Genomic DNA, 19,989 nt, shown 5'->3' on the forward strand with positions numbered 1-19,989 from the left:
GGGGGTAGGCGGTCGGGGAGGGGGGCGACGTGGGCAGCTTCGGAGGCGGGCGGCTGGGAGGGGGCGGCTCGGTTGGCTTCGGGCGAAGGTGGTTGCCCGTCGCGTCAGTCGCCCGGGGCGCGGGCGAGGTGGGCCAGGGCCACGGCGCCCGGGGAGCCGTCGGCGACCGGGATGACAGTGAGTCCGAGGGGGGCGAGTCGTTCGGTCAGCGGAGGCAACAGGGGGCCGTCGGCGGCGGCGGCCGGGGCGACCGGCTGGTCCTGAGGGGGCATGGGTCGTCCTTGTCGGGCGGGGGCGAGCGGCAGGGGGTGGGGGGAGGAGCTGAGCGGGCGGCTCGACGAGGCTTCGGGCGAAGGTGGTTGCCGGTCGGGTCAGTCGCCCGGGGCGTGGGCGCGGCGGGCCAGGGCCACGGCGCCCGGGGAGCCGTCGGCGACCGGGGTGACGGTGAGGCCGAGGGGGGCTAGGCATTCGGTCAGCGGGGGCAGCAGGGGGCCGTCGGGGGCGAGCAGGCCCCCGGTGGCGACCAGGGGTTCGCCCGGCCGGGGGGCCAGCGCGGCGACGGTCTCGGCCAGGCGCCGCGCGGCCTCCTGGAGGATCCGCGCGGCCACGGCGTCCCGCTCCTCGGCGGTGCGCACCACCCCGGGCGCGTGGTCGGCGAGACGGACGGGCGACCGGTCCATGACGGCGGGCAGCAGCCGGGCCCGGTAGGCGGTGCGCCGCTCGGCACTCCACTCGGCGGCGCCGGTCGTTCCGTAGCCCTCCGCCGGGAGCACCTCCTCCGACAGCCCCAGGTCCCGGCCGACGGCGCGGACGAGCGCGGTGGGCGTACCCCGGCCGTCGGCCGCGCGCAGGGCCGCCCGTACGGCCGCGCGGCCGATCCAGAAGCCGCCGCCGTCGTCCCCGAGGAGCCAGCCGTCGCCGCCCGAGGTCGCGGCCGGCACCCGTTCGGCGATCCTGGCCGCGACCGCGCCGGTGCCGGCCACCAGGACCAGTCCGTCGGCGGGATGGCCGGGGGCCGCGGCGAACGTCGTCTCGATGTCGCTGTGGACGCCGACCGAGGCGGCGGTGACACCGAGCCGGTCGAGCGCGGCCGACAGGGCGGCGCCCGCCCGCAGCCGACCGGGCTCGTCGGTGCCCTGGGCCCGATGACCGGCCCCCGCGAATCCGCCCGCCACGGCCACCACCCGTCCGCGCAGCGCCTCCGGCACGGCCCGCGCGACGGCCTCCGCGAGGTGGTCGGCGAGCAGCGGGCCGGGGACGGTCAGCGCGTTGCCCGGCCCCGCCGAGCCCTCGCCCCGGACCCGCCCACCGTCCAGCTCCGCCAGGACGGCGCGGGTACGGGTGCCGCCCGCGTCGATGCCGACCACATAGGCGGGGAGGGCCGTGGCGCCCGGAGAAGCTTGGTTCAAATCACTATTCATTGCCGTCCATGGTGGTTGATACATTCGCCGGAAACAAGGTCCGTCTCTCGAGGAGGACGCCATCAGCACGCCACCCCCACCCGCGCCCGCACTCCGCTTCGGAGTGAACTACACCCCACGCAGGGGCTGGTTCCACGCCTGGCACGACTTCGACCCCGGGCTCGCGCGGGAGGACCTGGCCCAGATCGCCGGGCTGGGGCTGGACCACGTCCGGGTCTTCCACCTGTGGCCCCTGCTCCAGCCGAACCGTGCCCTGGTACGAGCGTCGGCGGTGGACCAGCTCGTGCGACTGGTGGACCTGGCGGGCGAGTGCGGCCTCGACGTCCTCGTGGACGGCGTCCAGGGCCATCTGTCGAGCTTCGACTTCTACCCCGAGTGGACCCGTAGCTGGCACCACCGCAACGTCTTCACCGACCCCGAGGCGATCGAGGCCCAGGCCCTGCTGCTGCGCACGCTCGGCCGCGCGCTGGCCGGCCACCCCCGCCTCATCGGCCTCCAACTCGGCAACGAGCTGAACAACCTGGTCGAACACAACCCGGTGACCCCGTCCGAGGTCGACCACTACCTCGACACCCTGCTCGGCGCCGCGCGGGACGGACTCGGCGGGGCGGGCGGCCTGGTCACCCACTCGGCGTACGACGCCGCCTGGTACGGCGACGACCACCCGTTCACCCCCGAGGCGTCCGCCCGCAAGGGCGATCTCACCACGGTCCACCCCTGGGTCTTCTCCGCGAACTGCGCCCGCCGCTACGGCCCGCGCTCACCCGAGGTGCACCACCTCGCGGAGTACGGCACGGAGCTGGCCGCCGCCTACGCCACCGACCCGGCCCGCCCGGTCTGGGTCCAGGAGACCGGCGCCCCGGAGCCGCACATCCCGGCGGCCGACGCCTCCGACTTCGCCCGCGCAACGCTGCTGAACGCGGCGGGCTGCTCCGCTCTGTGGGGCGTCACCTGGTGGTGCTCCCACGACGTCGACCGCGCCCTGGCGGACTTTCCCGAACTGGAGTACACGCTTGGCCTGTTCGACTCCACAGGGCGGCCCAAGCCGATCGCGGAGGCCCTGTCCACGACGGTGGCCGAGCTGCGCTCCGCCGCCCGGCCCGCTCCCCGTACGACCGCCCTGGTCCTGGACTGCACCCCGTCCACCCGCTCGGTCTCCGGCCCGGGCGGCGCGTTCTTCGACGCCTGGATGCGACTGCGGCAGGAGGACGCCCGCCCTGCGGTGGTCCTGCGGGAGCGCGCGGAGGACCCGGCGTACCTGGCGGCGCGGGGGATCACGGAGTTGACCGAGGGGAAGTGAGGGGACGCGAGGAACGCGAGGAACGCGAGAGGTGCCCGCCCGGGTGTTCCGGCCGCCGCCGGGACACCCGGGCGGGCACCTCGGTCAGGACGTCCGGCCGGTCACGACCTCGGCCGCCGCCCGCAGGTTCACCCGCCCTCTCCCGTACGCGGCCACCGCGGCTCCCTCGTCCGGCAGCCCGGTCGAGACCACCAGCGCGTCCGGCCGGGCGGCCAGGAGGGTGTCCCGGAGGCGGACCTGCCAGGGGTGCAGCTCGGCATCGCACACGGCGACGACCAGCGGACGCGACGCGGCGGCCCGCAGCGCCTCCCCCGCGACGGCCGCGAGATCGTCCGGTTCCCCGGCGACCGCCGTCCCCGTGGCGGTCGGGTCGAGGGCGCGGATCTCGGTCAGCAGATCCTCGCCGCCCCAGTTGAGGGCGGGGTGCGGGGGCGGGAAGCAGTCGACGACATGGGCCCCCGGCACCGGTGGCGGCAACGGCCCTGCGCTCCGTACGGCCCGCCGCGCCGCCGCCGGTCCGGCGCCCGGGTCCCACGCGGCCACGGGACCCGGCCGGTACGGCACCGCGTACCGCAGCGCGAGCCGCCGTACCCGTTCCGCGGCCTCGGTGACCCTCTCCGCCGCGAGGTCACCCGTCCCGAGGGCGTCGAGCACGGCGTCCCGGCAGGCGAGGGTGACCTCCAGATCCGGTACGGCGACGATGACCTGGTCGGCTCCGGCGGCGAGCGCGAGACGGGCGCCGGCCGCCTCGCCGTAGCGGTCGGCGATCGCCTTCATCTCCAGCGCGTCGCTGACGAGGACGCCCTCGAAGCCGAGTTCGCCGCGCAACAGGCCGGAGAGGATCCGCGGGCTGAGGGTGGCGGGCAGCTCCGGGTCGAGGGCCGGGAAGACGACGTGGGCGCTCATCAGCATCGGCACGCCCGCCTCGACGGCGGCCCGGAAGGGAGCGAGGTCGAGGCCCTCGTACGGCCGCGGGTCGACCGCCAGTTCGTGGTGGCTGTCGGTGACGGTCCCGCCGTGGCCGGGGAAGTGCTTGGCGCAGGAGGCCACACGGCGCCGCTCGGTCGCCTCGATCCAGGCGCGCAGATGCCGGGAGACCAGCTCGGGGTCGCCGCCGAAGGCGCGGGTGCGCACGATCGGGTTCTCGGGCCGGCTCTGGACGTCGGCGACGGGGGCGTAGGAGGCGGTGATCCCGAGCGAGAGCAGGTGTCCGGCGAGGGCGTCGGCGCACGCGGCGGTCAGGCCGGGGTCGTCGGCGACGCCGAGCGCCCACGAGCCGGGCACCTCGGGGGCGCCCGCGGCGACGAGGTGGCCGATGCCGCCGCCCTCGTTGTCGATGGCGATCAGCAGGTCCGGCCGCAGCGTCCGCAGCGTGGCGGTGAGTTCGCGGACCTGGTGGGCGTCACGGATGTTGCGGGTGAACAGGATGACCCCGCCCAGGCCGCGGTCGATCAGCCGTTTCAGGGTGTCGGGGACGGTCGTCGTGCCGTCGAAGCCCGCGACGAGGCAGCGGTGCGCTGCCTCGTCGAGGGCCGCGGGGAGAACCGGGCCGAGGGGCCCGGCGGCGGAGTGTGTCACCTCTCGAATCCTCTGGCTGGTCAAGCCGAAAGTCAACAGTGCGATGGATGATTGATTCACCAGGTCTGCCGCGTCACCGGTCCGCCGAGGCTGTGCGGTGCCGCCTCAGGCGTTCTGGTGCGGCCGCGCACGCCGTCGCGCGTGCGCGGACCCCGCGGACGCCGTCGCGCGTGCGCGGACCCAGTCGAGCAGGACCACCGAGCACAGGGCCGCGAAGGCGCACCAGGTGGAGAGGAACTCCAGTCGCCACAGCGTCCAGCAGACCGCGGTTCCGACGGCGGCCAGGAGGCCGAGCACGACGAGTCGCCGGTCGCCGGAGAGGAGCAGGGAGCCGACGGTGGCGAGCAGACAACCGGCGACCAGGAGCGCCGGGTGGGCGAGGTCGATCGTGTAGCCGACGGTGCGACCGCGGATCTCGGCCGTCACCGGGCGGGTGGCGAGGGCGTGGACGAGCGGCACGGCGGTCGCGACCCCGACGGCGAGCGGGACGGCCAGCCAGGGGCGGGCCCGCGCCGGGGCCACGCACCACACGCCCGCCGGCACCCACACGGCCAGCAGCGGCAGGGCGACGACGGCCCAGGCGACGGTCGCCGGTCCGCTGCCGCCACCGAGGACCAGACCACCGACTCCACGATCTGGTGGGCGCCGAGCAGCAACGGCAGCGCGGCGAAGGCCGGATCAGCAAACGCCTTCTCCACTACGCAGATCTCGCCCTGACCGACCGGGTGGCCGGCTGCCTCGTCGTGCTGTACGGCCAGCCGGTATCTCGCATCGCCCGGCTGACCACCGACAAGATCCTTACTGGCGCTGAAGGGGTTCGGCTCCAGCTGGGATCCCGCCCGGTGGAGATTCCCGAGCCGCTGGGGTCATTGCTCCTCGAACTCGCCGACAGTCGCCAGGCTTTCGCTGTCCTGGGACAGAACGAGCCAGGCCGTGGCTCTTCCCGGGCGGTCGCGCCGGACAGGCCATGACCGCAAGCCACCTGACAGTACGGCTCAAGAGGCTCGGCATCCGCGCTCGTGCCAGCCGCAACACGGCCCTGCTGGACCTTGCAGCTCAGATCCCGGCGTCGGTGTTGAGCGACGTACTGGGCATCTCCATCACCTGCGCGATGACCTGGTCCCACGACGCCGGCAACACACGGCTCGGCTACGCAGCGGACTTCGCACGTCGCGAATTCCTGTGGGTTCGCGTTTCTGATGCCAGAGCGAGACGAAGCCCGCACGATGCTTCTCAGGCATCAGCGGTGAGGCGTGTTCCGTTTCCGCTCCCGCGGACCGGTCTTGTTACCTTCTCCCGTCGGCACTCGTCATGAGAGCGACGACCGCATACGAACGGTCGCATCAACGAGTGAATCGAGAGCAGGATGCTGAACAAGATCATGTACGTGACGATCTACGTCACCGATCAGGACCGCGCACTGGAGTTCTACACCGAGGGACTGGGCCTGGAAAAACGGCTCGACTTCCCGGGGCCCGACGGACGGTTCCTCACCGTCGGCGTTCCCGACAGCCCGGTGCAGATCATCCTGTGGTCGCATGCGGCGGCCGCGGGACAGCCGGGGGAAGCGGGCGCGCCCGGTCCGCTGATCCTCGAATCCGACGATCTGCGAAAGGATTTTGAGATCATGCGTCAGCGCGGCGTCGTCTTCGCCGAGTCCGAGCCCGAGGACTATCCGTTCGGGGTCCGCATCGAGGCGGTGGACCCGGACGGCAACCGGGTCTCGCTGCGTCAGCAGCGGAAGCCGTGACCGCCCACCCGTCCGGCCTTGTGACCGAGGCGTTCGAAGCCCAGCGCGATCGGCTGCGCGCCGTCGCGTACCGCGTGCTGGGCTCGCACGCCGACGCCGAGGACGTGGTCCAGGAAGCCTGGATGCGCCTCGTCCGTCAGGACGCGGCGACCATCGGCAACCTGGCGGGCTGGCTGACCACGGTGGTCGGCCGAATCAGCCTGGACCTCCTGAGATCCCGCCGAGCCCACCCCGAAATCGCCTACGAGCAGGAGTTCGCGAACCTCGTGGTGATACCCGACGATGACCCCGCGCCGGACGAGCAGGCGGCGCTGGCAGATTCGGTCGGCCTCGCCCTGCTCGTCGTGCTCGACTCGCTCACCCCGAGCGAGCGCCTGGCGTTCGTCCTGCACGACATGTTCGCAGTACCGTTCCACGAAATCGCCCGGATCCTGGGCAAGTCCACCGCCGCCACCAAGATGGTCGCCAGCCGCGCCCGCCGCAAGGTCCACGCCACGGACCGACCGGCGGGCTCCGGCCGCGAGCACCGAGAGGTCGTCGAGGCATTCGGCGCCGCCGCCCGCAGCGGCGACTTCGAAGCACTGTTGCGTGTCCTCGACCCGAACGTGGAGCTGACCGTCGACACTTCCGACGGCGTGGTCGTCACCCTCGGCGCCACCAAGGTCGCCTCCGGGGCCCGCATGTTCTCCGGCGAGGTCGCCCGCCAACGGCCCGTGCTGGTCAACGGCAACCCCGGCCACATGTCCTGGCGCCCCGACGGAACACCTCTCTCCCTCATCGCCTTCACCGTCACCGAAGGCCGGATCACCGGCATCCACATCGTCGTCGACCCGGCCGAACTGGCCTCGATCCATCTGCCCGCCGAGACCTGAGCCGGTGTCGGGCACCTCGCACACCGGGAGGACGGTGTCCGGTGCGGTGGCGGAACCACGCTCATCCGGCATCGAGTCCACACGCCATCCGCCGGCCGGCCGCACGGGCTGTGCTCCGGCGCCATGCCTCCGAGACAGCGCACTCATCCGCAGCGGACCGGGGGAGGCAGGATCGTGGGACCGAAGTGAGCTGGCCTCACCATGCAGAGGGACATTCCGAATCCGGGCAATTCCGCAAGTCCGAATAGCCGCAGTTGCCAGTAAGCGGCAAGTCCCGTCGGTCCCGCGCCAGCACCACACCGGCCACCCCGACCGCGGCGACACCGGCACCCGCCACGAGATCGGCCGTCGCACTCCAGCACATCCCGCCACCCCGGGGTCGCCCGTCACCAGCGCGGCCCCCGCTACGACGCCCACGACGACCACCCGAGGACGACACGACGCCACCCGGGCCCGGCCCCTCGCCCCGGGCCGGCCTCTCGGAACTGGCTCGTGCCCGGCGCTCCGCACCGACCGTGATGGGTTTTTGAGGGGTTTTCGCGCATTGAATGAAGGATCCGTGGTCCGCAGACTGGCGGGAACACAAGGGCTGCGAAAGGAGCCGCGATGTCCCCCATCTCCGCGGTGGCACGGACCTGTCTGACCGAGGCGGACTGCGATCTCGACACGTTCCGGGCGCTCGTCGAGCAGGACACCGACCCCGCCGACCACCCCTCGGCCGAGCGGGTCGAGCGCAACGTGCCGCTCTACGACAGCGACCGGCTCCGCGCCCTGACGGCCACGCCCCAGGGCCGCCGGGAGGTCCAGGCCGAGTTGGTGCGCACGCTCCTGGACGGCCCCGGAATCGTCGTGTTCAAGGGCGCGTTCACCGACCCTGCCGTCGTCGACCGGGCGTCCGCCACCTTCCGCGAGCTGATCGAGGAGGAGCGCGCCTCGGGTACGGCCCGGGGCGACCACTTCGCCAAGCCCGGCGCCAACGACCGGGTCTGGAGCGCCCTGGACAAGATGGCCGTACGGGCGCCGGACGTCTTCGCCGACTACTACGCCAACGACATGCTGGCCCTGGTCGCGGAGGCCTGGCTCGGCCCCGCCTACCAGGTCACCTCACAGGTCAACGTGGTCAACCCCGGCGGCGCAGCCCAGAGCCCGCACCGCGACTACCACCTCGGTTTCCTCTCCCAGCCGCAGGCCGCCGCCTACCCGGCGCACGTCCACCGGCTCTCCCCCGTCCTCACCCTCCAGGGCGCGGTCGCCCACTGCGACATGCCCGTCGAGTCGGGCCCCACCCTCTATCTGCCGCACTCGCAGAGGTACGAGCCCGGCTACCTCGCGTGGCGACGGCCCGAGTTCGTCGCGTACTTCGACGCCCACCACGTCCAACTCCCCCTCGACAAGGGCGACGCGGCCTTCTTCAACCCCGCTCTCTTCCACGCCGCCGGACACAACCGCTCGTCGGACATCCGGCGCATGGCGAACCTGCTCCAGATCTCCTCCGCGTTCGGCCGGGCCATGGAGACCGTGGACCGCGAGGCGATGGTGAACGCCGTGTTCCCCGTTCTGCTGCGGCGCAGGTCCGAGGGCGCCACGGACGACTGGCTGCGCCGCGTCGTCGCCGCCACCGCCGAGGGCTACCCCTTCCCCACCGACCTGGACCGCGACCCGCCCGTCGACGGGCTCGCCCCACCCTCCCAGGCCGATCTGCTCCACCAGGCCGTCGGCGAGGCGTGGGACCCGGAGCGGTTGCGTCGTGAACTGGAGGCGGCCGACCGGCGCCGAGGGCACCGAACCGTACGGTGACTCCCTGCCGCCGGGCTTCGCCGGCGCCCTCCCGACGGCGTTGTCAGTGGCTCCGCCTACTGTGGTCGTCGTCGCTGGATGTGGCGGGTGTCCGCCGGTCAGCGGCTTGATCCGCGTGGGGTGGGCCGGGGAACCGGCACGGTCGGAAGGGGTGGGGGCGTGCGCCGCTGGGAGTGTGCCGAGGGGAACTCCTCGAAGTTCTGGGAGGCCGAGACGGACGGCGCCACGGTGACCGTCCGGTACGGGCGTCTGGGGACGGAGGGACGGACCCAGGTCAAGGAGTGCGCCTCGGCGGAGGAGGCCGCGGAGTACGTGCGGAAGACCGCCGCCGCCAAGGAGCGCAAGGGGTACCGGGAGATCGGCACCACGGCCGTCGCTGAGGCCGCGACCGAGACTGTGGCCGCGGTCGCCGACGACGAGGGCGGCACCTCTGTGCCGGAGACCCCGGTGCTCGACGAGGACACCTTCGTGCTGCCGGCGGCCTGGCACCGCCATGTGTATCCGCGGCGCGGAGGCGTCCCGCGCCGGCCGACTCCCCCGCGCAAGGGGGCCGCCGAGCAGGCCGAGCAGCAGCTGCGCGATGCCGACGCCTGGGTGCGACAGTACCTCGACAGCCCCCGGAGCGACCCGGACCTGGTGCGGGCCGCCGAGGCACAACTCGCCGGTGCGGCCGACCCGTTGGGCGCTGCCGTGCTGGCCGTCACCTCCGACACGGCCTGGTCGGGCACGTCCTGCACCGACGCCTGGGTCGAGGCCCACGGCGCGGTGTTCGCCGCCCTGGCCACCGTGGAACTCTTCGACATCGAGGGGCACTTCACCCAGCGGGGGCGCCTCCGCCTCGACCCGTACGTGGAGCGCGCCCCGGCCGGCGCCCACGCGGACCACGCCTGGCGAGTGCGGGCTGTCGCGGACCGGCTGCGAGAGCGGCTCGCGGCCGCCGACGAGGACACGTACGGTGCCGTGGTCGCGGCTCTCGCCGGCGTGCGGAGCAGCGCCCGCCGACGCGTCGTCGTGTCGTACCTCGTCCCCACCGAGACGGCCTGGCTCGACGAGTGCGCGGGCGGCCCCGAGGCCGACCGTCCCCGCGACCGCGTCCTGCGCTCGATGCTCTTCTGCTCGTTCAACGACCCCGAGCAGGTCCGGAAGTTCGGCGGGATGACCTCGCTGCACCACGGATGGTCGATGCCGACGGTGGCCACCGTCGCGGAGGGCATCGGCACGGCGGTGGCGCCCCTGGTGGCGGAGCACCTGCGCACCTCGTACGTCGCCTCGGACACCGTCAAGAAGGTCAACTCGGTCCTGGTCGAGCTGCCGTCCGACGAGGCGTTCGGCCTGCTGCTGGAACAGCTCGACGACAAGCGGACGCAGCCCTTCGTGGCGAAGGCGGCCCGCAGGTATCCGCGGCGTGCCCTGCGCATGCTCGCCGAGGCCGTCGCGGCGGGCGGACCGAACGCCGACGCCCTCCGGTACGCCCTGCTGGTGCATATGTCGGCCCACCCGGGCCTGGCCGAGCAGGCGCTCGCCTCCCTCTCGCCACCGGCGGCGGGCGTCGTCGAACCGCTGCTGAGCACACCGGACCGGGTGCCGGACGCCCCAGCCGCGTCCCTGCCCGACCTGTTCACGAGCCCTCCGTGGACCCGGCCGCGAACGGTCGTCGAGGTCCGCAGGGTCAGCGGGCTGGTCGCCGAGGACGAGCCGGGGATCGACTGGCTGCCGGGGGAGCGGCAGGAGTGGGCGGACGCCTCGTCCTGGGAGCGCGACTGGGCACGGCGTTCGGAGTGGCCGGACGATCCGGAGGCGCTGCTGGGCGCGGTCCGGGCGAACAAGGTCGGCTCGTTGGGGATCTTCCTCGACAAGCCCGAGGAGCTGGCCCGGCCGCTGCTGGACGAGTGGAACCCGACGGGTCTGGACAGCGACGCCACGCTCAAGCCGGTCGTCGCCCGGTTCGGCACGGACGCGCTGGGCGTGGTGCTGCGCACCGCGCAGCAGTGGCCCGCCGCGCTCGCGCCGCTGCTCGCGCCGTTCGTGAGCGTGCAGGCGGCCCGGCTGGTCGCGGAGTGGGCGGTGCGGCTGAAGTCGGCACGGGGGACGACCCGTTCCTGGTTCCGGCGGCACGGAGCGGCCGCCGCACCGCTGCTGGTGCCGGACGCCCTGGGCAGGCCGGGCACGGCCCGCCGGTACGCCGAGCAGGCGCTGCACACCATCGTGGCCCTGCACGGGGAGCAGGTCGTGCGCTCCGCCGCCGAACGGTACGGGGCCGAGGCCGAGGCCGCGATCGGGGAACTGCTGTCCGCCGATCCGCTGGAGACGGCGCTGCCGAAGAAGCTGCCCGAGCCCGTCGAGTGGGCGGAGCCGCTGCTGCTGCCGCAGATCCTGCTCCGCTCCGGGGGCGCGCTGCCCGCCGAGGCCACCCGTCACGTGGTGACGATGCTCGCGATGTCCCGTCCGGACGAGGCGTACCCGGGGCTGGCCGTGGTCCGGGAGTCGTGCGAGCCGCGGTCGCTCGCCGAGTTCGTCTGGGCCCTGTTCGAGCAGTGGCGGCTCGCCGGGATGCCGAGCCAGGAGAGCTGGGCGCTGACCGCGCTGGGACTGCTCGGCGACGACGGGACGGTCCGCCGGCTCACCCCGTTGATCAGGGTCTGGCCCGGTGAGGGGGCGCACCAGCGGGCGGTGGACGGCCTGGGCGTGCTGGCCGCGATCGGCACCGAAGTGGCGCTGATGCATCTGCACGGCGTGGCCCAGCGGGTGAAGTTCAAGGGTCTCAAGGCCCGCGCGCAGGAGAAGATCGCCGAGCTGGCGGAGGGCCTCGGGCTGACCGGTGAGCAGCTCGCCGACCGGCTGGTGCCCGACTTCGGCCTGGACCCGCGGGGCACCACGGTCATCGACTACGGCAGCCGTTCGTTCACGGTCGGCTTCGACGAACAGCTGCGCCCCTTCGTGCGGGACCCGGACGGCAAGCGCCGCAAGGACCTGCCCGCGCCGGGCGCGCGGGACGACGCGGAGCTGGCCCCCGCCGAGCGCAAGCGGTTCATGGCGCTGAAGAAGGACGTACGGACCGTGGCCGCCGACCAGGTGCGGCGGCTGGAGTCGGCCATGGTGGAGGGCCGTTCGTGGTCGGCGGCCGAGTTCCGCGAGCTGTTCGTGGGGCATCCGCTGCTGTGGCACCTCGTCCGGCGGCTGGTCTGGCTGAGCGACACGGACGGTACGACGACCTCCTTCCGGGTGGCGGAGGACCGTACGTTCGCCGACGTCGAGGACAGCGCGTTCGACCTGCCCGACGCGGCGACCGTACGGCTCGCGCACCCGCTGCGGCTGCCGGACGAACTGGACGCCTGGGCGGAGCTGTTCGCGGACTACGAGATCCTCCAGCCGTTCCCGCAGCTGGGGCGGCAGGTGTTCGAGCTGACCCCGGAGGAGGCCGCCCACTGGCGCCTGGAGCGTTTCGAGGGGCTGGCGGTGACGACCGGGCGGCTCGTCGGGCTGGAGCGGCGCGGCTGGCGGCGCGGCCAGCCGTTGGACAACGGGGTCGAGCGCTGGATCTCGAAGCGGCTCGCCCCGAACCGGTACGCGGTGCTCACCCCTGACGACGGCATCGCCGTCGGGTACTTCGATCCGGCCGAGCAGCAGAAGGTGGAGTACCTGTGGCTCGGCACCCGCCCCACCGACTACTGGCCGCACGACGCCCACACCGCCCGCTTCGGGGAGATCGACCCGGTGGCCGTCTCCGAACTGCTGGCCGACCTGACGGAGTTGACGGCGCCGTGACGACGACGGGGGCCGGGACGGCGGAGGCGTTGCAGCGGCCGCCCGCCGAGGTGCGGTACGCCGACGAGCTGGCGGCGCTGCGGGCCGACGACAGCGGGCCTCGGCCGCCCGGCTGGGAGTTGAGCCTCAGGGCCGCGCGCCGTTTCGTGGTCGGTGACGAGGACGCGGGCATCAGCCGGAAGTTCGTGGGGAACCCCTCGCTGGTCGAGCGGGCGCTGGTGACGCTGGCGACCAATCGCGGGCTGATGCTCGTCGGGGAGCCGGGGACTGCGAAGTCCCTCCTGTCGGAGCTGATCGCGGCCGCCGTCAGCGGGACGTCGACCCTGACCGTGCAGGGTGGCGCCGCCACCACCGAGGACCAGATCAAGTACGGCTGGAACTACGCGCTGCTCGTCGCCGAGGGCCCGTCCCGCCGCTCTCTGGTACCGGCGCCGATGCTCCGGGGCATGGCGGAGGGCCGGATCGTCCGCTTCGAGGAGATCACCCGCTGCCCGCTGGAGGTACAGGACTCGCTGCTGTCGCTGCTCTCCGAACGCGTGCTGGCGATCCCCGAGCTGGACGGCGCCGACAGCATGGTCTTCGCCCGCAAGGGCTTCAATGTGATCGCCACGGCCAACACCCGCGACCGGGGCGTCAACGAGATGAGCGCGGCCCTCAAACGCCGCTTCAACTTCGAGACCGTCTTCCCGGTGCCCGACCTGGACACCGAACTGGCCCTGGTCGAGGCGGAGGCGGGCGAGTTGCTGCGGCAGTCCGGAGTGACGGCGGTACCCGACCGCGAGGTGCTGGAGGTGCTCGTCACCACCTTCCGTGAGCTGCGCTCCGGCAGGACGCGCGAGGGCGACGGAGTGGAGCGGCCGTCGGCGGTGATGAGCACCGCCGAGGCCGTGTCGGTCGCCCACGCGGTGGGGGTGCGCGGCTGGTTCCTGCGCGGGGAACCGGGCAGCGCCGCCGACGTGGTGGCCTGTCTCGCGGGCACGGTGGCCAAGGACAGTCCCGAGGACCTGGCCCGGCTGCGGCGCCATCTGGAGCAGCGGGTGCCGCGCCGCCGTGGTCCGCAGTGGCAGGCGCTGTACGACGCGCGCGATCTGCTGGACGGCTGACGTGCCCGCCGTGTTCCTGGGGGTGCGCCACCACTCCCCCGCCTGCGCCCGGCTGGTCGCCGCGACGATCGAGCGGCTGCGGCCCTCGTACGTGCTGGTGGAGGGTCCCTGTGACCTGAACGGCCGGCTGGAGGAGTTGTTCCTCGGCCACGAGCTGCCCGTCGCGGTGTTCAGCCACTACCGCGACGCCGAGCGCGCCGCCACGTCGTGGACACCGCTGTGCGACTACTCCCCGGAGTGGGTGGCCCTGCGGGCGGGGCGGTCGGTGGGCGCGGACGTCCGGTTCATCGATCTTCCGGCCTGGCATCCCGCGTTCGCGGAGCGCGCCAACCGCTACGCCGACGCGGAGGCCCGCTACACCGAGGTGACGGCCCGGCTGTGCGCCCGCTTCGGCGTGGACGGCGTGGACGCCCTCTGGGACCGGCTCTTCGAGGTGGCGGACGACGAGGACCTCGCCGAGCGGCTCGACGCCTACTTCGCGTCGGCGCGCGGCGACACCCGCGCCGACGACGGCGACCGGGCCCGTGAGGAGTTCATGGCGTCCTGGGTGCGGGCGGCCCTGACCGTGCCCGGGGACCCGACGGTCGTGGTGGTCACCGGCGGCTTCCACCAGCCGGCGCTGCGGTCACTGGTGGGGGTGCCGAACGCCGGGGGGTCGGGCGGCGGGGAGTCGGGCGATGGGGCGTCGGGCGATGGGGCGGCCGCGGCCGGGAAGCCGGGCGCCGGGGAATCAGGCGGCGGGGCGTCCAAGGCCGGGAAGCCGGGCGCCGGGGAATCGAGTGGCGCTGTCGGGGGTGCCCCGTGCTGGCCCGAGGTGCCCGGGGCGGCTGAGGGGGCGCTGACGGGCAGTTATCTCGTGCCGTACTCCTTCCGGCAGTTGGACTCCTTCGCCGGGTACGAGTCGGGTATGCCGTCGCCCGGGTACTACCAGCGGGTCTGGGACGACGGGGTGGAGGCGGCGGCGGACGGGCTGGTGCGTGCGGTGGTGTCACGGTTGCGGGCCCGCAACCACCCCGTGTCGACGGCCGATCTGATCGCCGCCCGCGCCCTCACCCGGGGCCTGACCGCGCTGCGCGGCCACCCGAGGCCGGCCAGGACCGATGTGCTGGACGGGATGGCGGGCGCTCTCGTCGGCGAGGACCTGGACCAGCCGCTGCCGTGGACGACACGGGGGACGCTCGCCCCGGGGGCCCACCCGGTGGTGGTGGAGATGCTCGCGGCGAGCGGCGGCGACCGGGTGGGCGCCCTGCATCCCGCGACGCCCAGGCCGCCGCTGGTCGCCGATGTCGCCGGGCGGCTCGCGGCGCTGGGGCTGACCGGCGAGGGGCCGTTCACGCTCGACCTGACCCGTCCGGCGGACCTGGAGCGCAGTCGCGTCCTGCACCGGCTCCGGGTCCTCGGCGTCCCCGGGTACGAGCGCACCAAGGGCCCACGAGGGGGCGCCGACCCGCAGTTCACCGAGCGCTGGGAGGGACACCCGGCACCCGCACGGGACGCGGCACTGATCGAGGCGGGCGCGTACGGCGCCTCCCTGACCGAGGCGGCGGAGGCGCGGCTCACGGAGCGCGCGCGGGGCGCGGCACCCCTACCCGACGACGCGCTCGCGAGCGCCGGCGCCACACGCGCGGCTCCGGGCACGGGCGCGGCTCCGGGCACGGGCGCGCACGGCCCCTCCACCGGTGTGCCGGCCACCCATTCCCCCGGCCCTCCCCCGCCACCGCGTCCCGGCGCCGTTCCCGGCGCCGACGGGGAGGTGGACGCGGAGGCGCTCGCTCGTACGTTGTTCGATGTGGTGCTGTGCGGTGTCGAGCGGCTGTCGGACGCGCTGCTGGGGGCGCTGGCGGCGCGGGTGCGAGGGCTGCGCGCGGCGGGACCACTGGGGAGCGTGCTCGCCACGGCTCTCGGGTTGTGGCGGCACGACCGGGTCTTCGGGACGGTGCGGAGCCCACTGCTCGCCTCGGTACTGGACGGCGCGGTGGAACGGCTGTTGTGGCTGTTCGAGGGAGCGCGCGCCTCCAGGGCACCGGCGCCCGGCGCGAGCGCCCCGACGGTGGATCTCGCCCGGTTGGCCGCCGTGGCGGCGGTGCGTGACGCGCTGTGGCACGCGCCCGGGGCGCTGTCCGTGACCCCGGAGGCCGCGGCCTCGGTCGCCCACCGCGTCAGTCTCGACCCGACGGCCCCGCCCGATCTGCGCGGCGCCGCCTTGGGCCTGCACCGCTGCCTGACCGGGGACCACGACCCCGCCGCCGTGGGTACGGCGGTCAGGGCGCTCCCCGGTGCGGCGGTCCTGGGCGACTGGCTGGCCGGACTCTTCGCCGTGACTCGCGACGAGATGACGGCGGCCGGGGGAATTGGCGGCAGCGGGCCGGAGTCCCTGATCGGGGTGCTGGACGGCATGGTCGGGGCGATGTCCGACGAGGAGTTCCTCATCGGACTGCCCGCCCTGCGCCAGGCCTTCGTCTTCTTCCCGCCCCGCGAGCGCGAACGGATCGCCGAGCGGCTGATGGAGCGACGCGGCGTACGTGGTTCGGCGCGCTCCCTGCTGCGTACGAGCGCGGACCCGGTGCTCCTGGCCCGGGCGGCCGCCCTGGAGCAGCAGGTGACCCGGCGACTCGACCATTACGGACTGGGGACGGCTCGATGACCCTCGACCGCTACGGACTGGGGGCGGCCCGATGACCGACGACAGCGGCGCCGTGCCCGGCCCGGCCGCCCCGGACCCCGTCCTCGAACGCTGGCGGCTGATCCTCGGCACTCCGGCCGAGCGCCGCACGGGCGCGTTGAGCGGGGACGCCGTGGCCCGGGACGCCGCGCTGGAATGGCTCTACGGACGGGACCCGGACCTCGCCCGGCGCGGTGTGCGCGCGATGCGGGACCGGGAGCGCACGGGCGGCCGGGGGCCGTCCGTCGTGACGGCCGTCGACTGGCTGGACGGCATCCACCGGCTGTTCCCCAAGGAGACCGTCGAGCGGCTGGAACGGGACGCGGTCGAGCAGTACGGCATCCAGGAGATCGTGACGGACCCGGAGGTGCTGGAGCGGGTCGAGCCCAGCGCGACCCTGCTGCGGGCCGTGCTGCGCACCAAGCACCTGATGGACCAGGAGGTGTTGCGGGCTGCCCGGCGCATCGTGGAGAGCGTGGTCCGCCGGCTGATGGAACGGCTCGCCCCGGAGATCCGCCAGGCCTTCTCCGGCACCCGGTCCCGCAGACCGAGCCGTCGGCCCGTCGCCCGCAACTTCGACTTCCGGGCCACGGTGCGCGCCAACCTCGCCCACTACCGGCCCGAGGACCGCCGACTGCTCATCGAACGTCCGCACTTCCACTCCCGCACCCGTCGCCACCTCGAACAGTGGCAACTGATCCTGCTGGTCGACCAGTCCGGCTCGATGGCCGGGTCGGTCATCCACTCCGCCGTGACGGCCGCCTGTCTGTGGGGCCTGCCCGGTCTGAAGACCCATCTGGTGGCCTTCGACACCTCGGTCGTCGACCTGACGTCCGACGTGACCGATCCGGTGGAACTGCTGATGCGGGTCCAACTCGGCGGGGGCACGGACATCGCGCGGGCCGTGGACTACGGCGCGTCTGTGGTGGAGAACCCCCGGCGGTGCGTCTTCGTCGTGATCTCCGACTTCTACGAGGGCGGCGATCCGTACCGACTGGTGCGGGGCGTGCGGACGCTGGTGGAGCAGGGTGCCACCGTGCTGGGGCTGGCCGCGCTCGACGAGGAGGCGAACCCGAGCTACGACCGCGAGCTCGCCGGCCGGCTCGTGCGGGCGGGGGCGCAGGTGGGCGCGATGACACCGGGCGAGCTGGCCGGGTTCGTGGCGGAGAGGCTGGGCCGTTGACGACACCACCGCGTACGGATCTGCTGGCCCTGACGCCGGACACGCTCGCGGCCCTGACCAACCGGGGGCTGGTGCGGCGGGCCACGAAGGAACTCGACGCCGGGGCGTCCCCGGAGCTGCGCGACGCGCCCGGCGGCGGGGTCACGGCCCGGTTCGCGGACGGCTCCGAGGCCGCGATGCCGCCCGGAGCGTCCCTGGACAGCGGCACCTGCACCTGCGCCGCGGCCGGGGTCTGCCGTCACCTGGTCGGGCTGGTCCTCGCCTACGGACGGGCTGCGGACCCGGCTCCGCCCGGGGAGGTGGCCCCCGACTGGTCCCCGGGCGACATCGACGACGCGGCGCTCGCGGCGGCAATCGGCCCCCGCGCCCTGACCGCTGCCCGGCGCTCCGCCCGGCGGGGTGCGTCGGTCCGCGTCCACCGCCCCACGGCGCGGGAACCGCACCCCTGGGTCGAACTGCCCACGTGCACCGTGCGTTTCCCCGTACCGGGGCAGGCCGCGCACGCACTGACCGACGCGGCCGACAGTCTGCGCGGCGAGATGCTGGCGCTCGCGGTGTGGGCGTTCCGCGCGGCGGACGCGACCGACCGGCAGGCGAGCCTGGTCCTCGTCCCCCTCCAGGATCTCGGAGCGCCGACCCCGGCGCCGGACGCCAGGAAAGCCCCGGCCCGCACGCCCCACCCGGACTCCAAGAACCGCCCCGGCTCCTCGACTTCACCGGCCGCCTCCCCGGCGCCTGGAGCATTGCCGGCACTCGACGCCTCCCCACAGCCCTCTCAGCCGGAGAACCCACCGCTCGACACGACGACGAGCCGACCGGAAGACACCCAGGACACGCAAGACGCGGGCCACGCGGATGACGCGGAGAAGCGCTCCAGCAGCTCCGCGGCCCCATCGGGGGCGAGGCCCCGCTCCGAGCCCGCCGCGGCCTCCCCCCTCCAGCAAGTAGTCGAGCTGGCCGACGAGTTGCTCCGGGACGGGGTCGCGCACGCCGACGCGGTGCAGCGGGGCGCGTTGCGCACGGCGGCCCGGCGGCTCGCGGCGTCCGGGGCGCACTGGCCGGCCGCCGCGGCCGCGGAACTGGCCGATCAGCTGGACGCCCACGCGGACCGCAGTGCCCTGCACCGGCCGGAGGAGGTGGCGACGCTCCTCGCCGAACTGCACGCCCGCCACCGGGCCGCCGCGCATCCCGAGGTGCTCGGCGTGCGGGAGGCGACGGAGACACCGCTGCGGCGGGTGCGGCTCACCGCGCTCGGCTGCCGTGTCTCCGGCAGCGCCGAACGGCCCGTGACCGAGGTGTACTTCGCCCACGCGGCCGCCGGAATCGTCGTCGTCCTGCGCAAGGACTGGCCCGAGACCGAACGGCGCGGCGTGCCCCCGATACCGGCGACGGGCGCCCACCCGTCCCCGCCGCCCCCGCCGTCCGCCGGACGCCCCCTGGCGGCCAGGCGGCTGCTGGGCACGTCCCTGTCCGCGCTGGCCACCGGCAACCTGGTCAGCGAGAGCGCCCGCCGCACGCCCAGCCGCAGACTGACGGTGGCCCGGGGCCGGGTGGCCACCACGACGGTGTCGCCGGTCGGCCGGTCCTGGTGCGACCTTCCCGAGCCGCTCCTCGTCCGCGACGTCACGCGACTCGCGGCGGCGGCCGACGCCCGCCCCCCGAGGCTGATCCGGGCGCGGGTGGAGGCGGAGTCGGTGCGCGTGGTGGAGGTCTCGGAGGTCGTGGAGGTGGGGTACGACCCGGCCGAGCAGGTCCTGAAGGCCACCGTCAGGGATGCGTCGGGGCACCCCGTCCGGGTCCACGCGCCCCACAATCCGCTGTGCCCTGCCGCGCTGGACGCGCTCGCCGCAGCCCTCGCCGAAGGCGCGGTCACCCACCTGAGCGGGGCCGTACACCGTTCCGGGGGTGGGACCGGCATCACGCCGCTCGCCCTTCTCGGGCCCCACGGCGTGCTCGTCCCCGACCTCGCGCCCCCGACGGTCCCGCCCGCGCTGCCGCCGGCCGACCGCACCCCGCCCGACCCGATCACGACGGCGGTCGAGGCGGCGCTCACGGCTCTCGCGGACGCCGCCCACCACGGTCTGCGCCGTCTCCCCCGCCCGGCGGCGGACCGGCTCCGCGAAGCGGCGGACCGGCTGACCCGCACCGGCCTCACCACCTCGTCGAATTTACTGAGAACCCTCCTCCACACCCTGGACCACGACCACCAGGACATCGGAGGCCACCGCCGGGACCACGCCCCCCACCCCGGCCACGGCCACGAGCCGTCATCGGGACGCACCACCCCGGACGCGGCCACGACCGCCTGGACCGACGCCTACATACGCCTCCACACGACGGCCGAACTCAGCCACCGGCACGACTGACACCAGGCCACCAGCACCACTGCGCACCAGGCCACCGGCACAACTGACACCAGGCCGCCGGCACCACTGCGCGCCGGGCCGCCGGCCCCCTGACGCCAGGCCACCTGCCCCTCGCTGTCACCTCCCCGTCTCCCCCCGAAGGCCACCCCGCTCGTGACGGATGTCGTCACGAGGGTTGACGGTGGCGCACGG

Annotated in this window: 14 protein-coding genes and 1 pseudogene; 10 read left to right on the top strand and 5 right to left on the bottom strand. The window is 74.3% G+C overall.

Features of this window, described 5'->3' with window-relative positions:
• Positions 1–104: 104 nt before the first annotated feature.
• Positions 105–272 (bottom strand): hypothetical protein, encoded by a 168-nt coding sequence (locus tag ACZ52C_RS27125; protein ID WP_469077215.1) that lies wholly within the window; start codon positions 270–272, stop codon positions 105–107.
• A 99-nt stretch (positions 273–371) separates the two neighbouring features.
• Complete coding sequence (locus ACZ52C_RS27130; protein ID WP_469077216.1) at positions 372–1,421, bottom strand: BadF/BadG/BcrA/BcrD ATPase family protein; 1,050 nt, start codon at positions 1,419–1,421, stop codon at positions 372–374.
• A gap of 103 nt (positions 1,422–1,524) precedes the next feature.
• Between ACZ52C_RS27130 and ACZ52C_RS27135 the strand changes: the two genes are divergently transcribed.
• Positions 1,525–2,721 carry a glycoside hydrolase 5 family protein gene (locus ACZ52C_RS27135; protein ID WP_469077217.1) on the top strand — a complete coding sequence of 399 codons (1,197 nt, stop codon included), beginning with the start codon at positions 1,525–1,527 and terminating at the stop codon, positions 2,719–2,721.
• 84 nt (positions 2,722–2,805) lie between these two features.
• Here ACZ52C_RS27135 and ACZ52C_RS27140 read toward each other — a convergent pair whose 3' ends face one another.
• Both ACZ52C_RS27140 and ACZ52C_RS27145 read right to left on the bottom strand, forming a co-directional pair.
• Positions 2,806–4,299 (bottom strand): glycoside hydrolase family 3 N-terminal domain-containing protein, encoded by a 1,494-nt coding sequence (locus ACZ52C_RS27140; protein WP_469077218.1) that lies wholly within the window; start codon positions 4,297–4,299, stop codon positions 2,806–2,808.
• Between the two features lie 105 nt (positions 4,300–4,404).
• Positions 4,405–4,997: pseudogene (locus ACZ52C_RS27145) on the bottom strand (DUF6629 family protein).
• On the opposite strand from ACZ52C_RS27145, the gene ACZ52C_RS27150 reads away from it, so the two are divergent.
• From ACZ52C_RS27150 to ACZ52C_RS27160, 3 genes are all read left to right on the top strand, one after another.
• Positions 4,938–5,270 (top strand): hypothetical protein, encoded by a 333-nt coding sequence (locus ACZ52C_RS27150; RefSeq protein WP_469077418.1) that lies wholly within the window; start codon positions 4,938–4,940, stop codon positions 5,268–5,270. The pseudogene ACZ52C_RS27145 and the gene ACZ52C_RS27150 overlap by 60 nt on opposite strands.
• A gap of 395 nt (positions 5,271–5,665) precedes the next feature.
• Complete coding sequence (locus tag ACZ52C_RS27155) at positions 5,666–6,049, top strand: VOC family protein (RefSeq protein ID WP_045562266.1); 384 nt, start codon at positions 5,666–5,668, stop codon at positions 6,047–6,049.
• Positions 6,046–6,921 carry a sigma-70 family RNA polymerase sigma factor gene (locus tag ACZ52C_RS27160; RefSeq protein WP_469077219.1) on the top strand — a complete coding sequence of 292 codons (876 nt, stop codon included), beginning with the start codon at positions 6,046–6,048 and terminating at the stop codon, positions 6,919–6,921. Before ACZ52C_RS27155 ends, ACZ52C_RS27160 begins: the two co-directional genes overlap by 4 nt.
• A 196-nt stretch (positions 6,922–7,117) precedes the next feature.
• Here the strand turns inward: ACZ52C_RS27160 and ACZ52C_RS27165 are convergent, their stop codons facing one another.
• Positions 7,118–7,285 (bottom strand): DUF6629 family protein, encoded by a 168-nt coding sequence (locus ACZ52C_RS27165; protein WP_469077220.1) that lies wholly within the window; start codon positions 7,283–7,285, stop codon positions 7,118–7,120.
• A 242-nt stretch (positions 7,286–7,527) separates the two neighbouring features.
• Between ACZ52C_RS27165 and ACZ52C_RS27170 the strand changes: the two genes are divergently transcribed.
• The 6 genes from ACZ52C_RS27170 (at position 7,528) to ACZ52C_RS27195 (ending at position 19,797) form a co-directional block, all read left to right on the top strand.
• Complete coding sequence (locus tag ACZ52C_RS27170; RefSeq protein WP_469077221.1) at positions 7,528–8,718, top strand: phytanoyl-CoA dioxygenase family protein; 1,191 nt, start codon at positions 7,528–7,530, stop codon at positions 8,716–8,718.
• A gap of 159 nt (positions 8,719–8,877) precedes the next feature.
• The gene (locus ACZ52C_RS27175) at positions 8,878–12,483 is read left to right on the top strand and encodes a DUF4132 domain-containing protein (RefSeq protein ID WP_469077222.1); all 3,606 of its coding nucleotides are present in this window, start codon (positions 8,878–8,880) and stop codon (positions 12,481–12,483) included.
• Positions 12,480–13,586, top strand: a complete 1,107-nt coding sequence (locus tag ACZ52C_RS27180) for an ATP-binding protein (RefSeq protein WP_469077223.1) — start codon at positions 12,480–12,482, stop codon at positions 13,584–13,586. The genes ACZ52C_RS27175 and ACZ52C_RS27180 overlap by 4 nt, the downstream gene beginning before the upstream one ends.
• Before the next feature lies 1 nt (position 13,587).
• Positions 13,588–16,230: a DUF5682 family protein gene (locus tag ACZ52C_RS27185; protein ID WP_469077224.1), complete on the top strand. Its 2,643-nt coding sequence runs from the start codon at positions 13,588–13,590 to the stop codon at positions 16,228–16,230.
• 31 nt (positions 16,231–16,261) lie between these two features.
• On the top strand, positions 16,262–17,431 hold the full coding sequence (locus ACZ52C_RS27190; RefSeq protein ID WP_469077225.1) for a VWA domain-containing protein: 1,170 nt from the start codon (positions 16,262–16,264) through the stop codon (positions 17,429–17,431).
• Complete coding sequence (locus ACZ52C_RS27195; protein WP_469077226.1) at positions 17,428–19,797, top strand: hypothetical protein; 2,370 nt, start codon at positions 17,428–17,430, stop codon at positions 19,795–19,797. Before ACZ52C_RS27190 ends, ACZ52C_RS27195 begins: the two co-directional genes overlap by 4 nt.
• The last annotated feature ends 192 nt before the right edge of the window (positions 19,798–19,989 follow it).

It is taken from the genome of Streptomyces sp. NPDC034049 (assembly GCF_055575575.1).